Source organism: Aggregatibacter kilianii, assembly GCF_003130255.1.
GTDB lineage: Bacteria > Pseudomonadota > Gammaproteobacteria > Enterobacterales > Pasteurellaceae > Aggregatibacter > Aggregatibacter kilianii.
In genome coordinates, this window is sequence record NZ_NRCN01000001.1 from 156,380 (window position 1) to 172,998 (window position 16,619).

Annotated in this window: 13 protein-coding genes and 1 other RNA gene; 7 read left to right on the forward strand and 7 right to left on the reverse strand. The window is 42.3% G+C overall.

What is annotated here, in order from left to right; translation table 11 throughout:
- Positions 1 to 19: 19 nt before the first annotated feature.
- The 3 genes from DK428_RS00685 to DK428_RS00695 form a co-directional block, all read right to left on the reverse strand.
- Complete coding sequence (locus DK428_RS00685; RefSeq protein WP_109064033.1) at positions 20 to 574, reverse strand: KdsC family phosphatase; 555 nt, start codon at positions 572 to 574, stop codon at positions 20 to 22.
- Positions 574 to 1,509 carry a KpsF/GutQ family sugar isomerase gene (locus tag DK428_RS00690; RefSeq protein ID WP_109064034.1) on the reverse strand — a complete coding sequence of 312 codons (936 nt, stop codon included), beginning with the start codon at positions 1,507 to 1,509 and terminating at the stop codon, positions 574 to 576. The genes DK428_RS00685 and DK428_RS00690 overlap by 1 nt, the downstream gene beginning before the upstream one ends.
- A gap of 81 nt (positions 1,510 to 1,590) precedes the next feature.
- Positions 1,591 to 2,373, reverse strand: a complete 783-nt coding sequence (locus DK428_RS00695; RefSeq protein WP_109064035.1) for a hypothetical protein — start codon at positions 2,371 to 2,373, stop codon at positions 1,591 to 1,593.
- Positions 2,374 to 2,584: 211 nt separating this feature from the next.
- Between DK428_RS00695 and rnpB the strand changes: the two genes are divergently transcribed.
- The 6 genes from rnpB to DK428_RS00725 all read left to right on the forward strand — a co-directional run bounded on the left by rnpB (position 2,585) and on the right by DK428_RS00725 (position 8,505).
- An RNA gene (gene rnpB, locus DK428_RS00700) (RNase P RNA component class A) lies at positions 2,585 to 2,973 on the forward strand.
- Between the two features lie 164 nt (positions 2,974 to 3,137).
- A complete protein-coding gene (gene htpX / locus DK428_RS00705) occupies positions 3,138 to 4,004 on the forward strand; it encodes a protease HtpX (RefSeq protein WP_065295040.1) in 867 nt (288 codons plus the stop codon).
- 254 nt (positions 4,005 to 4,258) lie between these two features.
- On the forward strand, positions 4,259 to 5,248 hold the full coding sequence (gene pheS, locus DK428_RS00710) for a phenylalanine--tRNA ligase subunit alpha (RefSeq protein ID WP_005703185.1): 990 nt from the start codon (positions 4,259 to 4,261) through the stop codon (positions 5,246 to 5,248).
- 19 nt (positions 5,249 to 5,267) lie between these two features.
- Positions 5,268 to 7,658, forward strand: a complete 2,391-nt coding sequence (pheT, locus tag DK428_RS00715) for a phenylalanine--tRNA ligase subunit beta (RefSeq protein ID WP_109064036.1) — start codon at positions 5,268 to 5,270, stop codon at positions 7,656 to 7,658.
- Between the two features lie 3 nt (positions 7,659 to 7,661).
- Positions 7,662 to 7,958 carry an integration host factor subunit alpha gene (locus DK428_RS00720; RefSeq protein WP_005700494.1) on the forward strand — a complete coding sequence of 99 codons (297 nt, stop codon included), beginning with the start codon at positions 7,662 to 7,664 and terminating at the stop codon, positions 7,956 to 7,958.
- A 58-nt stretch (positions 7,959 to 8,016) separates the two neighbouring features.
- On the forward strand, positions 8,017 to 8,505 hold the full coding sequence (locus DK428_RS00725) for a C40 family peptidase (RefSeq protein ID WP_109064037.1): 489 nt from the start codon (positions 8,017 to 8,019) through the stop codon (positions 8,503 to 8,505).
- Between the two features lie 103 nt (positions 8,506 to 8,608).
- Here the strand turns inward: DK428_RS00725 and ttcA are convergent, their stop codons facing one another.
- Positions 8,609 to 9,529 carry a tRNA 2-thiocytidine(32) synthetase TtcA gene (ttcA, locus tag DK428_RS00730; RefSeq protein ID WP_109064038.1) on the reverse strand — a complete coding sequence of 307 codons (921 nt, stop codon included), beginning with the start codon at positions 9,527 to 9,529 and terminating at the stop codon, positions 8,609 to 8,611.
- A 591-nt stretch (positions 9,530 to 10,120) separates the two neighbouring features.
- Here ttcA and ompA point away from each other — a divergent pair.
- A complete protein-coding gene (gene ompA / locus DK428_RS00735) occupies positions 10,121 to 11,221 on the forward strand; it encodes a porin OmpA (protein ID WP_109064039.1) in 1,101 nt (366 codons plus the stop codon).
- Between the two features lie 66 nt (positions 11,222 to 11,287).
- Here ompA and DK428_RS00740 read toward each other — a convergent pair whose 3' ends face one another.
- The 3 genes from DK428_RS00740 to rbbA are packed head-to-tail and all read right to left on the reverse strand — an operon-like array spanning position 11,288 to position 16,615.
- Positions 11,288 to 12,700: an efflux transporter outer membrane subunit gene (locus DK428_RS00740; RefSeq protein WP_109064040.1), complete on the reverse strand. Its 1,413-nt coding sequence runs from the start codon at positions 12,698 to 12,700 to the stop codon at positions 11,288 to 11,290.
- A 14-nt stretch (positions 12,701 to 12,714) separates the two neighbouring features.
- The gene (locus DK428_RS00745) at positions 12,715 to 13,842 is read right to left on the reverse strand and encodes an ABC transporter permease (RefSeq protein WP_109064041.1); all 1,128 of its coding nucleotides are present in this window, start codon (positions 13,840 to 13,842) and stop codon (positions 12,715 to 12,717) included.
- 1 nt (position 13,843) lies between these two features.
- Positions 13,844 to 16,615, reverse strand: coding sequence for a ribosome-associated ATPase/putative transporter RbbA (rbbA, locus tag DK428_RS00750; protein ID WP_109064042.1), 2,772 nt, complete (start codon positions 16,613 to 16,615; stop codon positions 13,844 to 13,846).
- Positions 16,616 to 16,619 lie beyond the last annotated feature (4 nt).

The following is a 16,619-nucleotide window of genomic DNA, read 5'->3' on the forward strand; positions in this document are numbered from 1 at the left end:
TCGTTTTTTACGGCGTTTTTTACTGCGCCATCTTTTTCGCTGTTTTCAAAAATCCTTGAGCTGAATTGTAAATTTCGGCTTTGCCTTGGGCGTTTAGAATCATATCGGACATTTCACGGAAGGCGCCTTTGCCACCGCCTAACCCTAAGGTGTAATCGGCACAGTTTTTGACATATTCCGGCGCGTCGGCAACCGCGAAGGAAAGTCCACAAACAGCGAAAGCGGGGAGATCAACGCTGTCATCGCCAATGTAAGCCGTTTGCTCCGGCTCAACACCGGCTTGGCGGCATAATTCAAAACAGGCGCTTTCTTTTTCCAGCTTGCCTAAAAAAGCGAGTTTAATGCCTAAATCGGCAATGCGTTTGCGCAAAATTGCCGAATCACGTCCGGATAACACAGCGACCTGAATGCTGGCTTCCATCAACATCCGAATGCCTAAACCATCGCGCACATGAAAACTTTTGAGCGCTTCGCCGTTAGCATCGTAGTGCAGTAAACCGTCCGTTAATACGCCGTCCACATCGGTGATAACAAATTTCACCTGTTTTAATTTTTCTTGTAATTCTGTTGTCATTAGCTTGAGAACTCCACTAATCCCACGACATTTTGCGCATCATCCACCACAACCAAAGAATGAATTTTGTGCGCTTTCATATAATTTTCCGCTTCAGATAAATAGGTATCCTGATGAATGGTTTTCGGATGAGAGGTCATCAATTCCTGTGCGGTTTTGCTAAGCGTATTGGCACCGTTGGCCGTTAATGCACGACGAATATCACCATCGGTGATGATGCCGCGTAATTGCTGTTGCTCCATGACTAACGCCACGCCCATACGCCCTTCATTCATAATGGTTAAGCAATCGGTGAAGGAGGTCGCTAAGGCGGCGATCGGTAAGCGGGTTTGCATTTGATCTTTCACGCGGCATAACAAACGGCGACCTAAGCTGCCGCCCGGATGGAATTTTGCAAAATCCTCCGGTTGGAAATCACGGGCGCGCATTAAGCAAACTGCCAACGCATCGCCTAATGCCATAGTAACAACTACGGAGGTGGTCGGCGCAAGATTATTCGGGCAGACTTCCCGCTCTACGCTAATGTCCAACACATAATCCGCATGACGCGCTAAAGTGGAATTTTTATTGGAAGTGAGCGCAATGATTTTGTTGCCGAAGTTTTTTAGGCTTGGAATGAGTTTGTTGACATCGTCGGTTTCGCCGCTGTAGGAAATGAGCATCACCACATCAATGGGTTTCAGCATGCCTAAATCGCCGTGGAAAGCTTCTGTTGGGTGTAGGAAAAAACTTGGTGTGCCGGTGGAAGCAAAGGTGGCGACCATTTTTTTCCCCACCAAGCCGGATTTACCGATGCCGCCTATCACCAAACGGCCTTCACAGGAAAGAATTAATTCTACGACATCGGCAAAAGTGCGGTCTAATTTCTGGTTTAATTGCCCGAGGGCTTTTTCTTCGACGCTCAAGGTTTCACGAGCAATTTGTAAATAATCCATTGGGATTCCTTTTGTCGGAAAGGGAAAAAGTGCGGTCACTTTTTCATGTATTTTAAATGGCGCCCATTCTAGCCTAACTTTCTATTTAACACTATATTTCTTATAAGCCGTATTTTTCACATCTTTATTCATACGAATCATAGCGTTAGCATATAACCCAAGCGCCATATTCACAGAATCTATTAAATCGGGATGCAGATGGCTGGCGACCCTGTCCAGATTTTTTTGAATATCTAAATGCGGGTTGAGTTTGATCGCTAAGGTGTAAGAACGAAAAGCACGGTAATAATCTTTTTGGTATTCACAAATTTCGCCCTTTAATTTAAGCGCTTCACTGATTTTGGTGAGTGCATGCAGATGACGTTGATGGCTGTAAATATAACTATCCAACTCGCATTGATACCAAAGCAGGGCATCATACGATTGATCGATGTTTTCAAATAACTCTCGAAGCGGTGGGATAATATCAATGCTGCCGGTCTTCACCCAAGCACGCAGAAAAGCACTTCTGTCCGCCAGTTTACCTTCTTCGTTAATGGCAAATTCACCATAATGGAAAACCACAAAGAGTTGATTATTATGCCATTTGAAGTTTTTTTGTCGGCCGAATTCCGGATTAACGGAAAAACGGGTTTGTCCGCTTAACATATCAATAAACACCAGCTTTCCGCCATCTTCACTGCCTTTACGGTGACAAAATTGAATCAGTAAGTTGCCATCAAAATTTTTGTACATATATTCAAAGGTATCAAAGGTTCGGTGAAAGATGACATTGCTACCCTGTTGGTAAGTGACATCAGTTGTTTGTTGCGGATAGCGGGTTTTTACCGTTAAAGTGGCATTGCGCGTTGTGTCAAATGTCATAGCTTATAAAATGTTTAAGTGAAAGTTCCGCTGTAGGTTATACGCCTTAGCAGGGCGTAATTCAATGCTTATACGCCAAAAGTGCGGTTGTTTTTCACAAAATTTTTTTATGCGAAAAAACGTGTTTAAAATCGACCGCACTTTTACTGCTACATGGTTAAAGGCGATTTTAGCCCTATATTTCAGCCTAAATTTAGGCTATACTGCGCGCCGAGTTGGTCAGGCAATCGCCGGTCTATTGAAGCCCTCAAATTTGCGCAAGCGTAACCTAGGGGACAAGTAGACGGGAGGAAAGTCCGGGCTACACAGGGCAGAGTGCCGGATAACATCCGGGAGGCGAGAGCCTACGACAAGTGCAACAGAGAGCAAACCGCCGATGGCCCGCAAGGGATCAGGTAAGGGTGAAAGGGTGCGGTAAGAGCGCACCGTGCCGCCGGTAACGGTTGGTAGCAGGGTAAACTCCACTCGTAGCAAGACCAAATAGGAATCCAATGAATGGCCCGTTCAGGATTCGGGTAGGTTGCTTGAGCGTATGTGTAAATATGCGCCTAGATGAATGATTGTCCACGACAGAACCCGGCTTATCGACCAACTCCATTTTCTTTTCAAAAACATTGTCAAAATTCACCGCACTTTTTCTCACAATGTCTAACAAACATTGTCATTTTTTTATAAAGTTCATCGGCATACTTGATTTTCCGTTTTTTATCGCCATTATAACCGAGCGTGTTTTTGTTATTATTTTATTTAGGGAGTTTTTATCTATGATGCGCATTTTACTTTTCTTAGCCACCAACATGGCGGTATTGTTGGTATTTAATATCATCTTATCGTTAACCGGCATTCAAGCCCGTGATGCCTCCGGCTTAATGATTTTTGCTGCATTATTCGGTTTTGCGGGATCCATTATTTCTTTATTAATGTCCAAAAGCATGGCGATTCGTGCGGTGGGCGCAGAAGTGATTCAACAACCGCGCAATGAAATGGAGCGTTGGTTGGTTGAAAGCGTGTATTCGCAAGCGGATCGAGCCGGTTTGCCACGCCCTGAAGTGGCGATTTATCATTCTGCCGATGTAAATGCCTTTGCCACAGGCGCGAGTCAAAAAAATTCCTTGGTGGCGGTGAGTACCGGGTTATTAAATAAAATGACCCGTGCCGAAGCTGAAGCGGTATTGGCGCACGAAGTTAGCCACATTAAAAATGGTGATATGGTGACCATGGCATTGTTACAAGGCGTACTCAACACCTTCGTGATTTTCTTGTCCCGCTTAATTGCCAACGTAGTTGCGAATTCCCGCAATCAAGGCAATGAAAGTTCAAGCAATTCCGGTATTTATTTCTTAGTATCTATGGTGCTTGAAGTGGTATTCGGTTTCTTAGCCAGCATGATCGCCATGTGGTTCTCCCGTCAACGCGAATTCAGAGCAGACGCGGGATCGGCGGATTTAGTTGGCAAACAAAAAATGATTGACGCGTTAAAACGCCTGCAAAGTTTGCATGAACCACAAGAATTGGAAGGTTCTACATTGGCGGCATTTGCTATTAACGGTAAACGCGGCGGCGGATTAAAAGAGTTATTTTTAAGTCACCCACCGTTAGAAAAACGCATTGAAGCGTTACAAAATCGCTAATATTTTTACTATTCAATCATAGAGGCTTTTTAAGCCTCTATTTTTTTGCATGAAAGAAAGCAGCTAAAAAGTTTCAGCATAAACACCTATACCGATTTTAAAGTGCGGTTGTTTTTTTGAATATTTTTTCTCACGAGATATTTAGATTTGTGAATAATTTGCATCGATATGGATAAATCGCGTGATTTTCTAAGCAGTTAGTATTATTATTGAAACCATTTTTTAGACTAAAGACATCATCACAGAGGATATTTATGCAGCATCTTAAAGATCTTGTGGATAAAGCAAGAAATGCTATAGACAAAATTGAAGATAAAAGCCTTGCGGCACTTGATGAAATTCGCGTGGAATATTTTGGTAAAAAAGGTCACTTTACCCAATTAATGCAAGAATTGCGCAATGTAGCGGCGGAAGAGCGTCCGGCCATGGGCGCGAAAATTAACGAAGCCAAACAAGCGGCATTAGATTTTTTAAATGCAAAAAAAGCAGAGTGGGAGCAAGCATTACTTAATGCGCAATTGGAAAACGAGCGTATTGATGTGAGTTTACCTGGTCGTAAAGTGGAAATGGGTTGTTTACATCCGGTTTCCATTACCATTGAGCGCGTGACCAAATTCTTCTCCGAATTGGGTTTTTCTGTTGAGTCAGGTCCTGAAATCGAAAGCGATTATTACAATTTTGATGCCTTAAATATTCCTAAACATCACCCTGCGCGTGCCGATCACGATACGTTCTGGTTTAATCCCGAATTATTGTTAAGAACGCAAACTTCTGGGGTACAAATTCGTACCATGCAAAAACAGCAACCGCCAATTCGCATTATGGCGCCGGGACGCGTATATCGTAACGATTACGACCAAACCCACACACCGATGTTCCATCAAATCGAATTGTTGTATGTGGATAAACATGCGAATTTCACCGAATTAAAAGGTTTGTTGCACGATTTCTTACGCGCTTTCTTCGAAGAAGACTTGCAAGTGCGTTTCCGTCCGTCTTACTTCCCATTCACAGAGCCTTCTGCCGAAGTGGATGTAATGGGTAAAAATGGGAAATGGCTAGAAGTGTTGGGCTGCGGTATGGTGCATCCTAACGTGTTACGTAATGTCGGCATTGACCCGAACGAATACTCAGGTTTCGCTGTGGGCATGGGGGTAGAGCGTTTAACTATGTTACGCTACAACGTCACAGATTTACGTTCATTTTTCGAGAATGATTTACGCTTTTTGAAACAGTTTAAATAATTTTGAGTGAGAGATAAGTATGAAATTTAGTGAACAATGGGTACGCGAATGGGTTAATCCGGCGATTTCTACGGAGCAACTTTGCGATCAAATTACCATGTTAGGCTTGGAAGTTGACGGTGTAGAAAAGATTGCCGGTGATTTCACTGGTGTTGTGGTGGGCGAAGTCGTGGAATGCGCACAGCATCCTGATGCGGATAAATTACGCGTGACCAAAGTGAATGTTGGCGGTGAGCGTTTATTAGATATCGTGTGCGGTGCACCGAATTGTCGTCAAGGATTGAAAGTGGCTTGTGCCGTAGAAGGTGCCGAGTTGCCGGGCGATTTCAAAATCAAGAAAACCAAATTACGCGGACAACCTTCCGAAGGCATGCTTTGCTCATTCAGCGAACTCGGCATTGAATCTGATGCGAATGGTATTATCGAGTTGCCACAAGATGCACCTATCGGTACCAATTTACGTGATTATTTAAAATTAGATGATAACGCCATTGAGATTAGCTTAACGCCAAACCGTGCGGATTGTTTAAGCATTGCCGGTGTGGCGCGTGAATTAGCCGTGGTGAATAAACTCCACGAAAATCCACCGCACTTTGAGGTGGTTAAACCGACTATCACTGATAAAGTACAAATTGATGTTCAAGCTACCGAAGCCTGTCCTCGTTATTTATTGCGCGTGGTGAAAAATGTGAATGTTAAAGCGCAATCACCAATGTGGATGCAGGAAAAATTACGTCGTTGCGGTATCCGTTCTATTGATCCGATCGTGGACGTGACTAACTACATTTTGCTTGAACTTGGCCAACCGATGCATGCCTTTGATATGGCAAAAGTTGCCCAACCGGTACAAGTCAGAATGGCAAAAGAAAACGAAGAACTTGTGCTATTAGATGGTACAACGGCGAAATTACAACCAAATACATTGGTTATCGCAGACCAAAGTGGCGCATTGGCGATGGCCGGTATTTTTGGTGGTGAAGCCAGTGGTGTGAATGTGGAAGTCACAAAAGATGTGATTTTAGAAGCGGCATTTTTTGCGCCATTAGCGATTACCGGACGCGCACGTCAGTATGGTTTGCATACAGATTCGTCTCACCGCTTTGAACGTGGTGTCGATTTTGAGCTACCACGCAAAGCAATGGAAAGAGCGACCGCACTTTTACTTGAAATTTGTGGTGGGGAAGCCGGTGAGATTTGTGAGGCGGTGAGCGAACAGCATTTACCGAAACGCCAAGCAGTTACATTACAACGTCACAAATTAGATGCGTTACTCGGTCATCATATTGAAAACGAAACAGTGACGGATATTTTACAACGTCTTGGTTTACAGGTTTCTTACGCTAACGACAGTTGGACGGCTGTTGCGCCATCTTGGCGTTTTGATATTGAAATCGAAGAAGATTTAATTGAAGAAGTCGCCCGTATTTATGGTTATAACAGCATTCCGAATAATGCACCGTTAGCACATTTACGTATGTGCGAACACAAAGAAGCAGATGTTGAATTATCCTGTATCAAAGCGGCATTAGTAAGTTGCGATTTTTATGAAGCCATTACTTATAGCTTTGTTGATCCGAAAATTCAAAGTTTGCTTCATCCTGAAATCAAACCGTTGGTGTTACCAAATCCGATTTCTGTGGAAATGTCCACAATGCGGGTTTCTTTGTTAACCGGTTTGCTTAGCGCAGTGATTTATAACCAAAATCGTCAACAAAATCGTGTTCGTTTATTTGAATTTGGATTACGTTTTGTACCGGATGAAAAAGCCGAATTTGGTGTACGTCAAGAACCTGTGTTTGCGGCAGTAATGACGGGCTCCAAAGCTAACGAACAATGGAGCGAAAAAACTGCACCGGCAGATTTTTACGACTTAAAAGGCTATATTGAAAACCTACTTTCGTTAAGTTCTGCTGGAAATCGAGCAAAATTTATAGCAAAATCATATACAGCGTTACATCCGGGTCAATCTGCCGCAATTATGTTAGATGGTAAAGAAATTGGTTTTATCGGACAACTTCACCCAACTATTGCGCAAAAAATTGGTCTTACCGGAAAAGCATTTGTTTGCGAAATTTCTGTTGAGCATATTTCTCGCAGAGAGGTGTCTCGTGCAAAAGAAATTTCCCGTTTTCCGGCTAACCGTCGCGACTTAGCAGTGGTGGTTGCGGATAATGTGCCGGCAAATGATGTGTTGGGAGCGTGTCGTGCAGCGGGTGGAGATAAAGTTACCCAAGTCAATTTATTTGATGTTTACCAAGGAAATGGTGTTGCCACAGGACATAAGAGCTTAGCGATAAGCTTAGTGATTCAAGACAATGAAAAAACCCTTGAAGAAGATGAAATTAACACAGTAATTTCAGCGGTATTATCTGAGTTAAAACAACGTTTTAATGCTTACTTGAGAGATTAAACTATGACATTAACTAAAGTAGAACTCGCCGAGAATCTTATTGAGAAATTCCATCTCAGTAAACGTGAAGCCAAAGACTTAGTGGAAAGCTTCTTTGAAGAAATCCGTGTAGCTTTGGAAACAGGAAATGATGTGAAGTTATCCGGTTTCGGTAATTTCGAATTACGCGATAAGGCCTCCCGTCCGGGTCGGAATCCTAAGACCGGAGAAAGTGTCCCTGTCTCCGCCCGTCGTGTCGTGGTATTTAAACCGGGGCAAAAATTACGCAGTCGGGTAGAAAAAGTTAAGCCGAAAGCCTAATTAACTAAGCTATCAGTAGTCTCTTATTGATAGCTTTTTACTTTAGAGACTCTCATAGATGAAGATGTTTTTTAAATCTTTGCTGGTTTGTTGCAGTATGGCAACATTAGTGGCCTGTTCCACTAGCGGCACTAAGAACTCACGCATTAATTATAAAGGTCAAATTAATGATCCGATTATGGCCATTGCCTTGTTGAGTGAACAGCAATATGAATGGGCAGGCACACCTTATGTTTTAGGTGGCTCCGGCCGTAAAGGTGTTGATTGTTCAGGGTTTGTACAAACTACTTTTTTTGATCGCTTTGGCATAAAATTGCCGCGCCAAACCAAAGAACAAGCCAATTATGGACAATATATTGATAAAGCGGATATTCAAACCGGCGATTTAGTTTTCTTTAAGACAGGGCGTGGACCTAACGGTTATCATGTAGGTATTTATGTGAAAGAAGATAAATTTCTCCATGCTTCGACGAAGGGAGGAGTGATTTATTCCTCCTTAAATAGTGACTATTGGCGAAAAGCCTATTGGCAGGCAAGACGGATCTAACTTTCACATTCCAATAAAAAAAATCGTAGTGTAAAAGCTACCATTTTTTGTTTTTTAATCTAAAAAGTGCGGTCAGAAATAATAGCATTTTTTAGTGGTATTTTTAGTTCACTTCTTTAAACGTAATCATTTCTTGCTCACTAAAATCCGCCTGATCTTCATCATCAAACTGCATAGGTGTGATTTTTTCTTCATCAAACGCTGTGTCGCCTTCCACGCCTTCGATTAACTGCCCGTGTTTTATACCTTTAAAATCGAAGAGTTTTGGGTCACATAAATGAGAAAGGGTAATATTTTGCATTGCGCTAAACATGGTTTCCAAACGCCCCGGGTATTGGCGATCCCAAGTATTTAACATCTCTTTGACGACTTGACGTTGTAAATTGGGTTGAGAACCACAAAGATTGCAAGGAATAATCGGGAAAGCTTTGGCCACGGCATATTTTTCAATATCTTTTTCTTTACAGTAAGCCAACGGACGAATCACGATTTGTTTGCCATCGTCAGAAATCAATTTCGGTGGCATAGATTTTAATTTGCCTCCATAGAACATATTCAAGAAGAGGGTAGCCAACATATCATCACGATGATGCCCCAAAGCAATTTTGGTCGCGCCTAATTCTGTTGCGGTGCGATATAAAATGCCACGGCGCAAACGGGAGCAAAGTGAGCAGGTGGTTTTGCCTTCAGGAATTTTCTCTTTCACAATACCGTAAGTATTTTCTTCTACAATTTTGTAATCCACACCGATACTTTGTAAGTAATTGGGTAGAACATGTTCAGGAAAACCCGGTTGTTTTTGGTCTAAATTCACGGCCACAATATCAAACTTGATCGGTGCATTTTGTTGCAAGTTCAGCAAAATATCTAACAAAGTATAGCTGTCTTTGCCGCCGGAAAGACATACCATTACTTTGTCACCATCCTCAATCATATTGAAGTCGGCAATGGCATTGCCCACATTGCGACGTAGGCGTTTTTGTAATTTATTAAGATTGTAAGTTTGTTTTTTCTCGGTTTGCATAACAGTGTTTATCGCATCAGTATTATTGGGTTCGGTAGAAAGCTGTCCATTATATATGAAGCCTGAGTTTTTGTATAAACGAATTGTTGAAGATAGGGAAAAAATGCACTTCAGACTCCTAGGAGGATGAAAATAATATGGCTTTATAGCATAAATCCATTATTTTTTTGTGTTTATTGTGGAAAGTATCATAACGTTCTTATTTAATCTCGTTCCTGTGATGTTATTAAATTTTTAGAAAATATGCGTTAAAAGCAGATTTAAAAATATTAAAAAAAAGACCGCACTTTAATTCCTAAAAATCAAAGCGGGGGCTTTTTAATGAAATAAATAATTCCCTTTAAAAAATAGGGAATAAAACGCTTACTTATAAAACAAACAAAGATGAATTATAAGTTTGATCTTTTATATTTTTAGTAGGATAATTTCTGTGCGTTAAGTTATCATTTAAGGATAAATGAGTTTACCGCAAAATAAAAAGTCAGGTAAAACTTATGGTATTAAACACTGAGAATATTGTGTTTATTATTCGTTAATAACTGACATGATTATTAAAATAAAAACTATTAAATAGAAAGAGGGTTATTTAAGATGAAAAAAACTACGATCGCATTAGCTGTTGCCGGTTTAGTTGCGACTGTGGCTACCGTGGTACAAGCTGCGCCGCAAGCAAATACCTTTTATGTCGGTGCAAAAGCAGGCTGGGCTTCCGTTCGTCACGGTTTGAATCAATATCAATATAGAGATGAAAGCGATGGCGCAGTAATTGGTAAAGCCAAAATTAATTCAGAAGCGTATGGTGTTTTCGGTGGTTATCAAATTACCGATCATTTCGCCGTTGAAGCGGGTTATGAATTTTTTGGTCGTGGAAAAGTAAAAGAGTTTAAAGAGTTTGGTGACGGTGAAAAAAGAATTACAGCTCACGGTTCCAGTTTATCTCTTAAAGCAAGTTATCCGGTATTAGATAATTTGGATCTTTACGCACGCGCAGGAGCGGCTTTAATTCGTGTTGACTATAAAGATACTACTTATGGCGAAACACATAAATTTAATGATTTAAAAGTTTCTCCGGTATTTGCCGGCGGTCTTGAATATGCTATTTTGCCTGAATTAGCATTACGTCTTGAATATCAATGGGTAGCTCGTGTAGGTAATTTTGGTAAAGCGGAAAGAAAAAAAGCAGACGCATATTATGGACCAAATAATTATGACGAACCTGATGTACGTTATTCTCCGGACATCGGTTCTTTAAGTTTAGGTTTATCTTACCGTTTTGGCCAAGGGGCGGCACCTGTTGTTGCACCTGAAGTAGCAACAAAAGTGTTTACACTGAAATCTGATGTAACATTTGCGTTTGGCAAAGCAAACTTGAAACCAAATGCCAAAGCGACACTAGATGGTATTTATAGTGAAATCGCAAAAGTAAACAAGCCTAGCGTGGCTGTATCCGGTTACACAGACCGCATCGGTTCTGACGCTTTCAACCAAAAATTATCACAAAAACGTGCTGAAACCGTAGCTAACTACCTTGTATCTAAAGGCGTTGCACAAGACACCATTTCCGCCACAGGCTATGGTAAAGCCAATCCGGTTACCGGCAATCAATGTGACGCAGTTAAAGGTCGTAAAGCTCTTATTGCTTGCTTAGCCGATGACCGTCGTGTAGAAATCGCAGTAAACGGTAATAAATAATTTACTGTCTATTGCTAATAAATTAAAAGACCTAAATTTATTTAGGTCTTTTTTGTTTCTTAAACGCTATTCCTGCCAACCGCCACCTAATGCCTTATATAAATTAATTAAATTCTTTGCTCCCGCTAAACGGCTTTGCACCAACCGATTTTGATAATCTAATGCGATTAATCGTGCAGTTAAAGCGTTATCTAAGGTTTTTTCACCATATTGAAATAATTTTTCTGCATTACCTGCTTGTTTTTGCGCTTGTTGATAGGCGGTTTGTAGTAGGTGAGTTTGACGATTTAACGCAGCTTGTGCCTGATAGCTGTTATCTACATCAGCAAGGGATTGCAATAAAGCTTTATCATATTGCAAAAGCGCTGTTTTTAAGCGGGCATCGGCCGCATCAATATTGGCTTGAATACGTCCATTAGTAAAAATCGGAATGTTAAGATTTACGTTCAATAAATTTCCCCAGCCTTTCAAATCGGGAATATCCGTACTCAGGTCAATGCGCCCCGTTTGACCTAAAAATTGAATATCAAAGCGCGGATAAAGATCGGCTTTGGCCGAGGCTAGTTTGGCCACATAGGCTTGCACTTGTGCTTTATAAGCGCGTAAATCGGGGCGACGTTCTAATATTTCACCGGGTAATACCCCCTGTGGGGCTGACGGTAAAACACCGAGAAAATCGACCGCACTTTTAACAATGCGGAACCCCTGAGGAGGCTTGCCGATTAGCACCGCAATGGCCCGTTCATTTCCGGCGATTTGTGCCTCTAATGTGGATGATTGAGCCTGCACTGCATTAATTTGGCTTTCGATTTGCAACACATCATTGGCATTAGCTTGACCTGCATTAAAACGCCCTTGCGCATAACGTTTTAATTGAAGTAAGTGTTTTTCCTGTTGTTTTAATAAATCTTTTTGCTGACGAAGCACGGCAATATTAGCGTAGCTTTCGGCAATTTGTCCGGTAACCAACATTTGGGCGGCATAAACCTGCTGTTGAACACCCAGTGCTGCAGCTTGCGCAGCATCACGGTCGCTACGTTTTTTACCGAAAAAATCCAATTCCCAACTTGCAGATATTCCTGCTAATTGGATATTACCTTCCCGATCATAAGAACGGTGAGTTAGGGGATTTTCTACATGAGTGTGCATGAGCCCCGCCGTTCCTTGTGCCCCTATTTTCGAGCCGAGTTCGGCTTTCGTATATTGACTCATCGCTTGAGCTTCTAATAAACGGGCTTTCGCGATTTCAATATCCAAGTTGTTTTTTAATCCTTGTTCGATGAGCTGAGTCAGCTGCGGATCATGCCAATTTTGCCACCAACGGGAAATTTCTATGGCATTTTTGGAGGTTGCTGCATTTTGAGTTTGTTCAAATTGTGTGGGAACCTCTACCTTTGACGATAAATCAACGTTTGTCGTACAACCTGTTAATGCAATAAACATCGCTATCAGAGTAAGCTTCGGAGTAATATTTTTCATAAGCTTTTCCTTTTTTAACATTGGCGTAACAACATGGATTTGAATTGTGCTAATGCCACACCTAAAAATAATGCACCTAACGCTGCCATTTGCAATAACTTATCCCACACCATATCAAGCCCGGCACCACGAAACAACACATCTTGAGCGTAAGCACCAAAAATCGTTGTAGGGGAGAACTGAACCAATTTTTGCACGAATTCGGGCATATTTTCTAAGGGCAACATGGTGCCGGAAAGCAAATACATGACGATATACACAGGCAAAACCAATAAGCCGAATTGAGGCATGGTCGGCGCAAAAATTGCCAACAGAATGCCTAAGGAGGCGATAGCAAAAATAAAAATCGCCGAGCCCAATACAAATAACGGGAGTGCACCGTCCGGTAACGGGGTACCGATAATTTTATGTACGACAAAGTATAAACTACAGGTAGTCACCGTTAATAACACCAGTTCATTCGCCAAGATTTTTGCCATAGCAATCTCACTGGAACGTACGGGCATAACCAAAATATGTTCTAACGTGCCGCGCTCCCGTTCGCGAATGACCGCCGCCCCGACCAATAACATGGTTAATAAATTCAAATAACCTACAATATTCATGCTCCCCATAAACCAATTACCGGTAAAATTCGGGTTATAAAGCACATTAATGGTAGGTTGAATGAGGGCTTGCGTATTAGATCGAATCCGTAAAAATTCATTTATTTCACCGCTAAAAATCTGTGAAATATAACTCGAACCGATTGCCGCTTGTGTCATGGCGGTGGCATCGGCTAACAGCTGAATTTGCGGGTTGCGCCCGGCCAATATATCCCGTTGGTAATTTGGCGGGATATCCAACACAAAGGTGTATTCTCCCACATCCATTAAACGATCTACTTGATTGGCACTCACCGTGTGCACTTTTCTAAAATTCGGCGGAATTAGGCTCTGTTGTAAGCGATAAGACAGCGTGGAATGGTCGTTATCCACAATCGCCACAGAGGCATTTTTCACTTCAAAGGTAATGGCATTAGCAACTATGTAAATCGCAACGGAAAATATGTAGATAATCAGCACTACCAACACAGGATCGGAAAACAAGCTGCGCAATTCTTTACCCGATAAATAAAGTACATTTTTCAACCATCTCAGCATGTTATTTCTCCTGTTTCTTGAGTAACCACACCGAGCCGAAGAAATACACGGCATAAATCGTGAGTAATACACCGTAACCGGTGAGAAAATCGGTAAATCCCAACCCTTTGGTGAAACCGCCTAAACTAACCAATAGGAACCAATAACCCGGGAAGAGTTGAGCAATAAAATAAATATGTTCAGGTAATGTAGAGGTTGGGTAGAGCATGCTGGAGAAGTTCATCGTTGGCACGATAATAATAATTGCCGTGGCAAAAATGGCAGCGATTTGGGATTTTACAAAGCTGGAAATAAGCAATCCGAAAGCTGTTGAGGCGGCAATCGCCAATATGGCCCCCAAGGTCATTGCCCACATTGAGCCTTTCACGGGGACGTCAAAAATCACAATAGACAACCACACCATAATTAAATAGCTAACAAAGGCTAAGAGAATATATGGCAGTTGCTTACCAAGCAAAAATTGCAATGTGCCGGCAGGAGAACCGTATAAATTCATGATGGAACCGATTTCTTTTTCACGCACCACGCCCAACGCGGTCATCATCGACGGAATCAACATCATGGCGAGCATAATGACACCCGGTGTCATGGCAAAAATACTCTTAAAATCTTGGTTATAGACAAAACGCGTTGCTAAAAGGCGATTATCAGAAATGGAAATATTTTCTTTTTTTAAGGTTTCCTGCGCGTATTGGGTGAGCACACCAATCACCGAACCTCTTAAATTTTCCGCGGTAATGGGAAACGCGCCGTCAATAAAGAATCCGACTTCCGGCATTTGTTGGCTTAACAGTTTTTTGCCAAAATCAGGCGGAATTTCAATCACCAGTTTTACTTTGGAAGATTGCAATAGAGAATTGATTTCAGCCGCCGAATGAATATCCGGTTGACGTACAAAATAGCGGGAACCATCAAAATATTCCATAAAACGGCGACTTTCCACGCTGTTGTCATAATCCAACACCGTAAATTTTGAGGGATGTATATCAAAAGAAATACTGGATGCCATGCTAAATAACATGATAACCGGGCCGAACAACGCAAAAAACAGACGAATTTTATCCCGTAATAATTCTTTGCCTTCCTGCGCAGCAAAGGTCCACACCAAAGACCACCATGTGCAACCCCCTTTTCTCGGCTTCGTTGCAAAAACATTTTTAAAATCGACCGCACTTTTATCTGCCATCTTTTCCGTTATTTGTTCCGTTAAGGCAGAGTGTTCCGTAATATCATCTGCCTGTTCTTCCAAATAAAGAATAAAGGCTTCTTCCAATGTCGGCGCGTGTTTGCCAACACGCAACTCTTCCGGTGCTCCCACCGCCAACACACGTCCGCGATGCATAAAAGAAATGCGATCACAACGTGCGGCCTCGTTCATAAAATGCGTTGTTACAAAAATGGTGATGCCATCTTCACGTGAAAGTGCAATCAGATATTCCCAAAACATATCTCGCGCAGCCGGATCTACACCGGAGGTGGGTTCATCTAAAATCAGCACTTCAGGTTTATGTAAACAGGCGGCGGCCAGTTGGAGACGTTGACGAATACCAAGAGGTAACGACGTCGGGTATTCATCGGCGAGGTGGGTTAAATCAAATTGGCTCATCGCCGACTTCACATAATCCGCCCGTTGCGCGCGCGGAATATGATATAACTTGGCGTGTAATTCCAAATTTTGATACACCGTTAATTCTTCATACAACGAAAATGCTTGCGACATATAACCCACCCGTTTTCGGGTATCGATGTTGCTAGCATCAATGGGCTGACCAAGTAACGTAGCCTTACCCTCCGTCGGTTCCAGCAAGCCTGTAAGCATTTTCATGGTAGTGGATTTGCCACAACCGTTAGAACCTAAAAAACCAAAAATTTCGCCTTTCGGAATGGTGAAAGTCACATTATCTACAGAAATAAAATCACCGAATTTTTTGGTTAATCCCCTGGCGATAATCACCGGCGGTTCATTGGAAATGGGTTGGAACGGAGGAATCCGTAAGCCATTTTCCGCCCCACGTTTTTCCGGCGGTAATAATTTGATGTAAGCCTCTTCCAGATTATGACTTTGTGTCTCTTGAATAAGCTGTTGGGTTGGTTGATTAGTAATCAATTTGCCGTCATCCATGGCTAAAATGCGTTCAAAACGTTCCGCTTCATCAATATAAGCTGTGGCAACGATGACCGTCATGCCGTCTTTTTCATGTTCATGTCGTAAATCGTCCACCAATTGCCAGAATTGACGACGGGAGAGTGGATCAACGCCGGTGGTAGGTTCATCTAGAATCAGTAAATCGGGGCTATGTACCAAGGCGCAACATAAACTCAGTTTTTGTTTCATACCCCCGGAGAGTTTTCCCGCCGCCCGATCGGCAAAAGGCGCGAGCCCCGTGGCATTAAGCAGGCGCTGGATACGTGCTTTGCGTTGTGGTTTGGTTAAGCCGAACAGACGAGCATGAAAATCAATGTTTTCATAAATAGACAGGGTGAGATAGAGGTTTTTCCCCAACCCCTGAGGCATAAACGCAATTTTGTGGGAAAGCTCGTCACGGGCTTTTTTCTCGGCGACATTTAAATCAAACACCCGAACGGTCCCCGTCTGGATGATTTTCACCCCGGCAATCAGGGAGAGCAGGGTAGATTTGCCAACCCCGTCAGGGCCGATTAACCCTACGGTCGCCCCGCGTGGAATTTGCAGGCTAAGGTCATAAAGTGCGGTCGTTTTTCCGTATAAATGTGAGACATGTTCAACCGCAACGGCAAAAGAGGAAGCGCTCATCGTT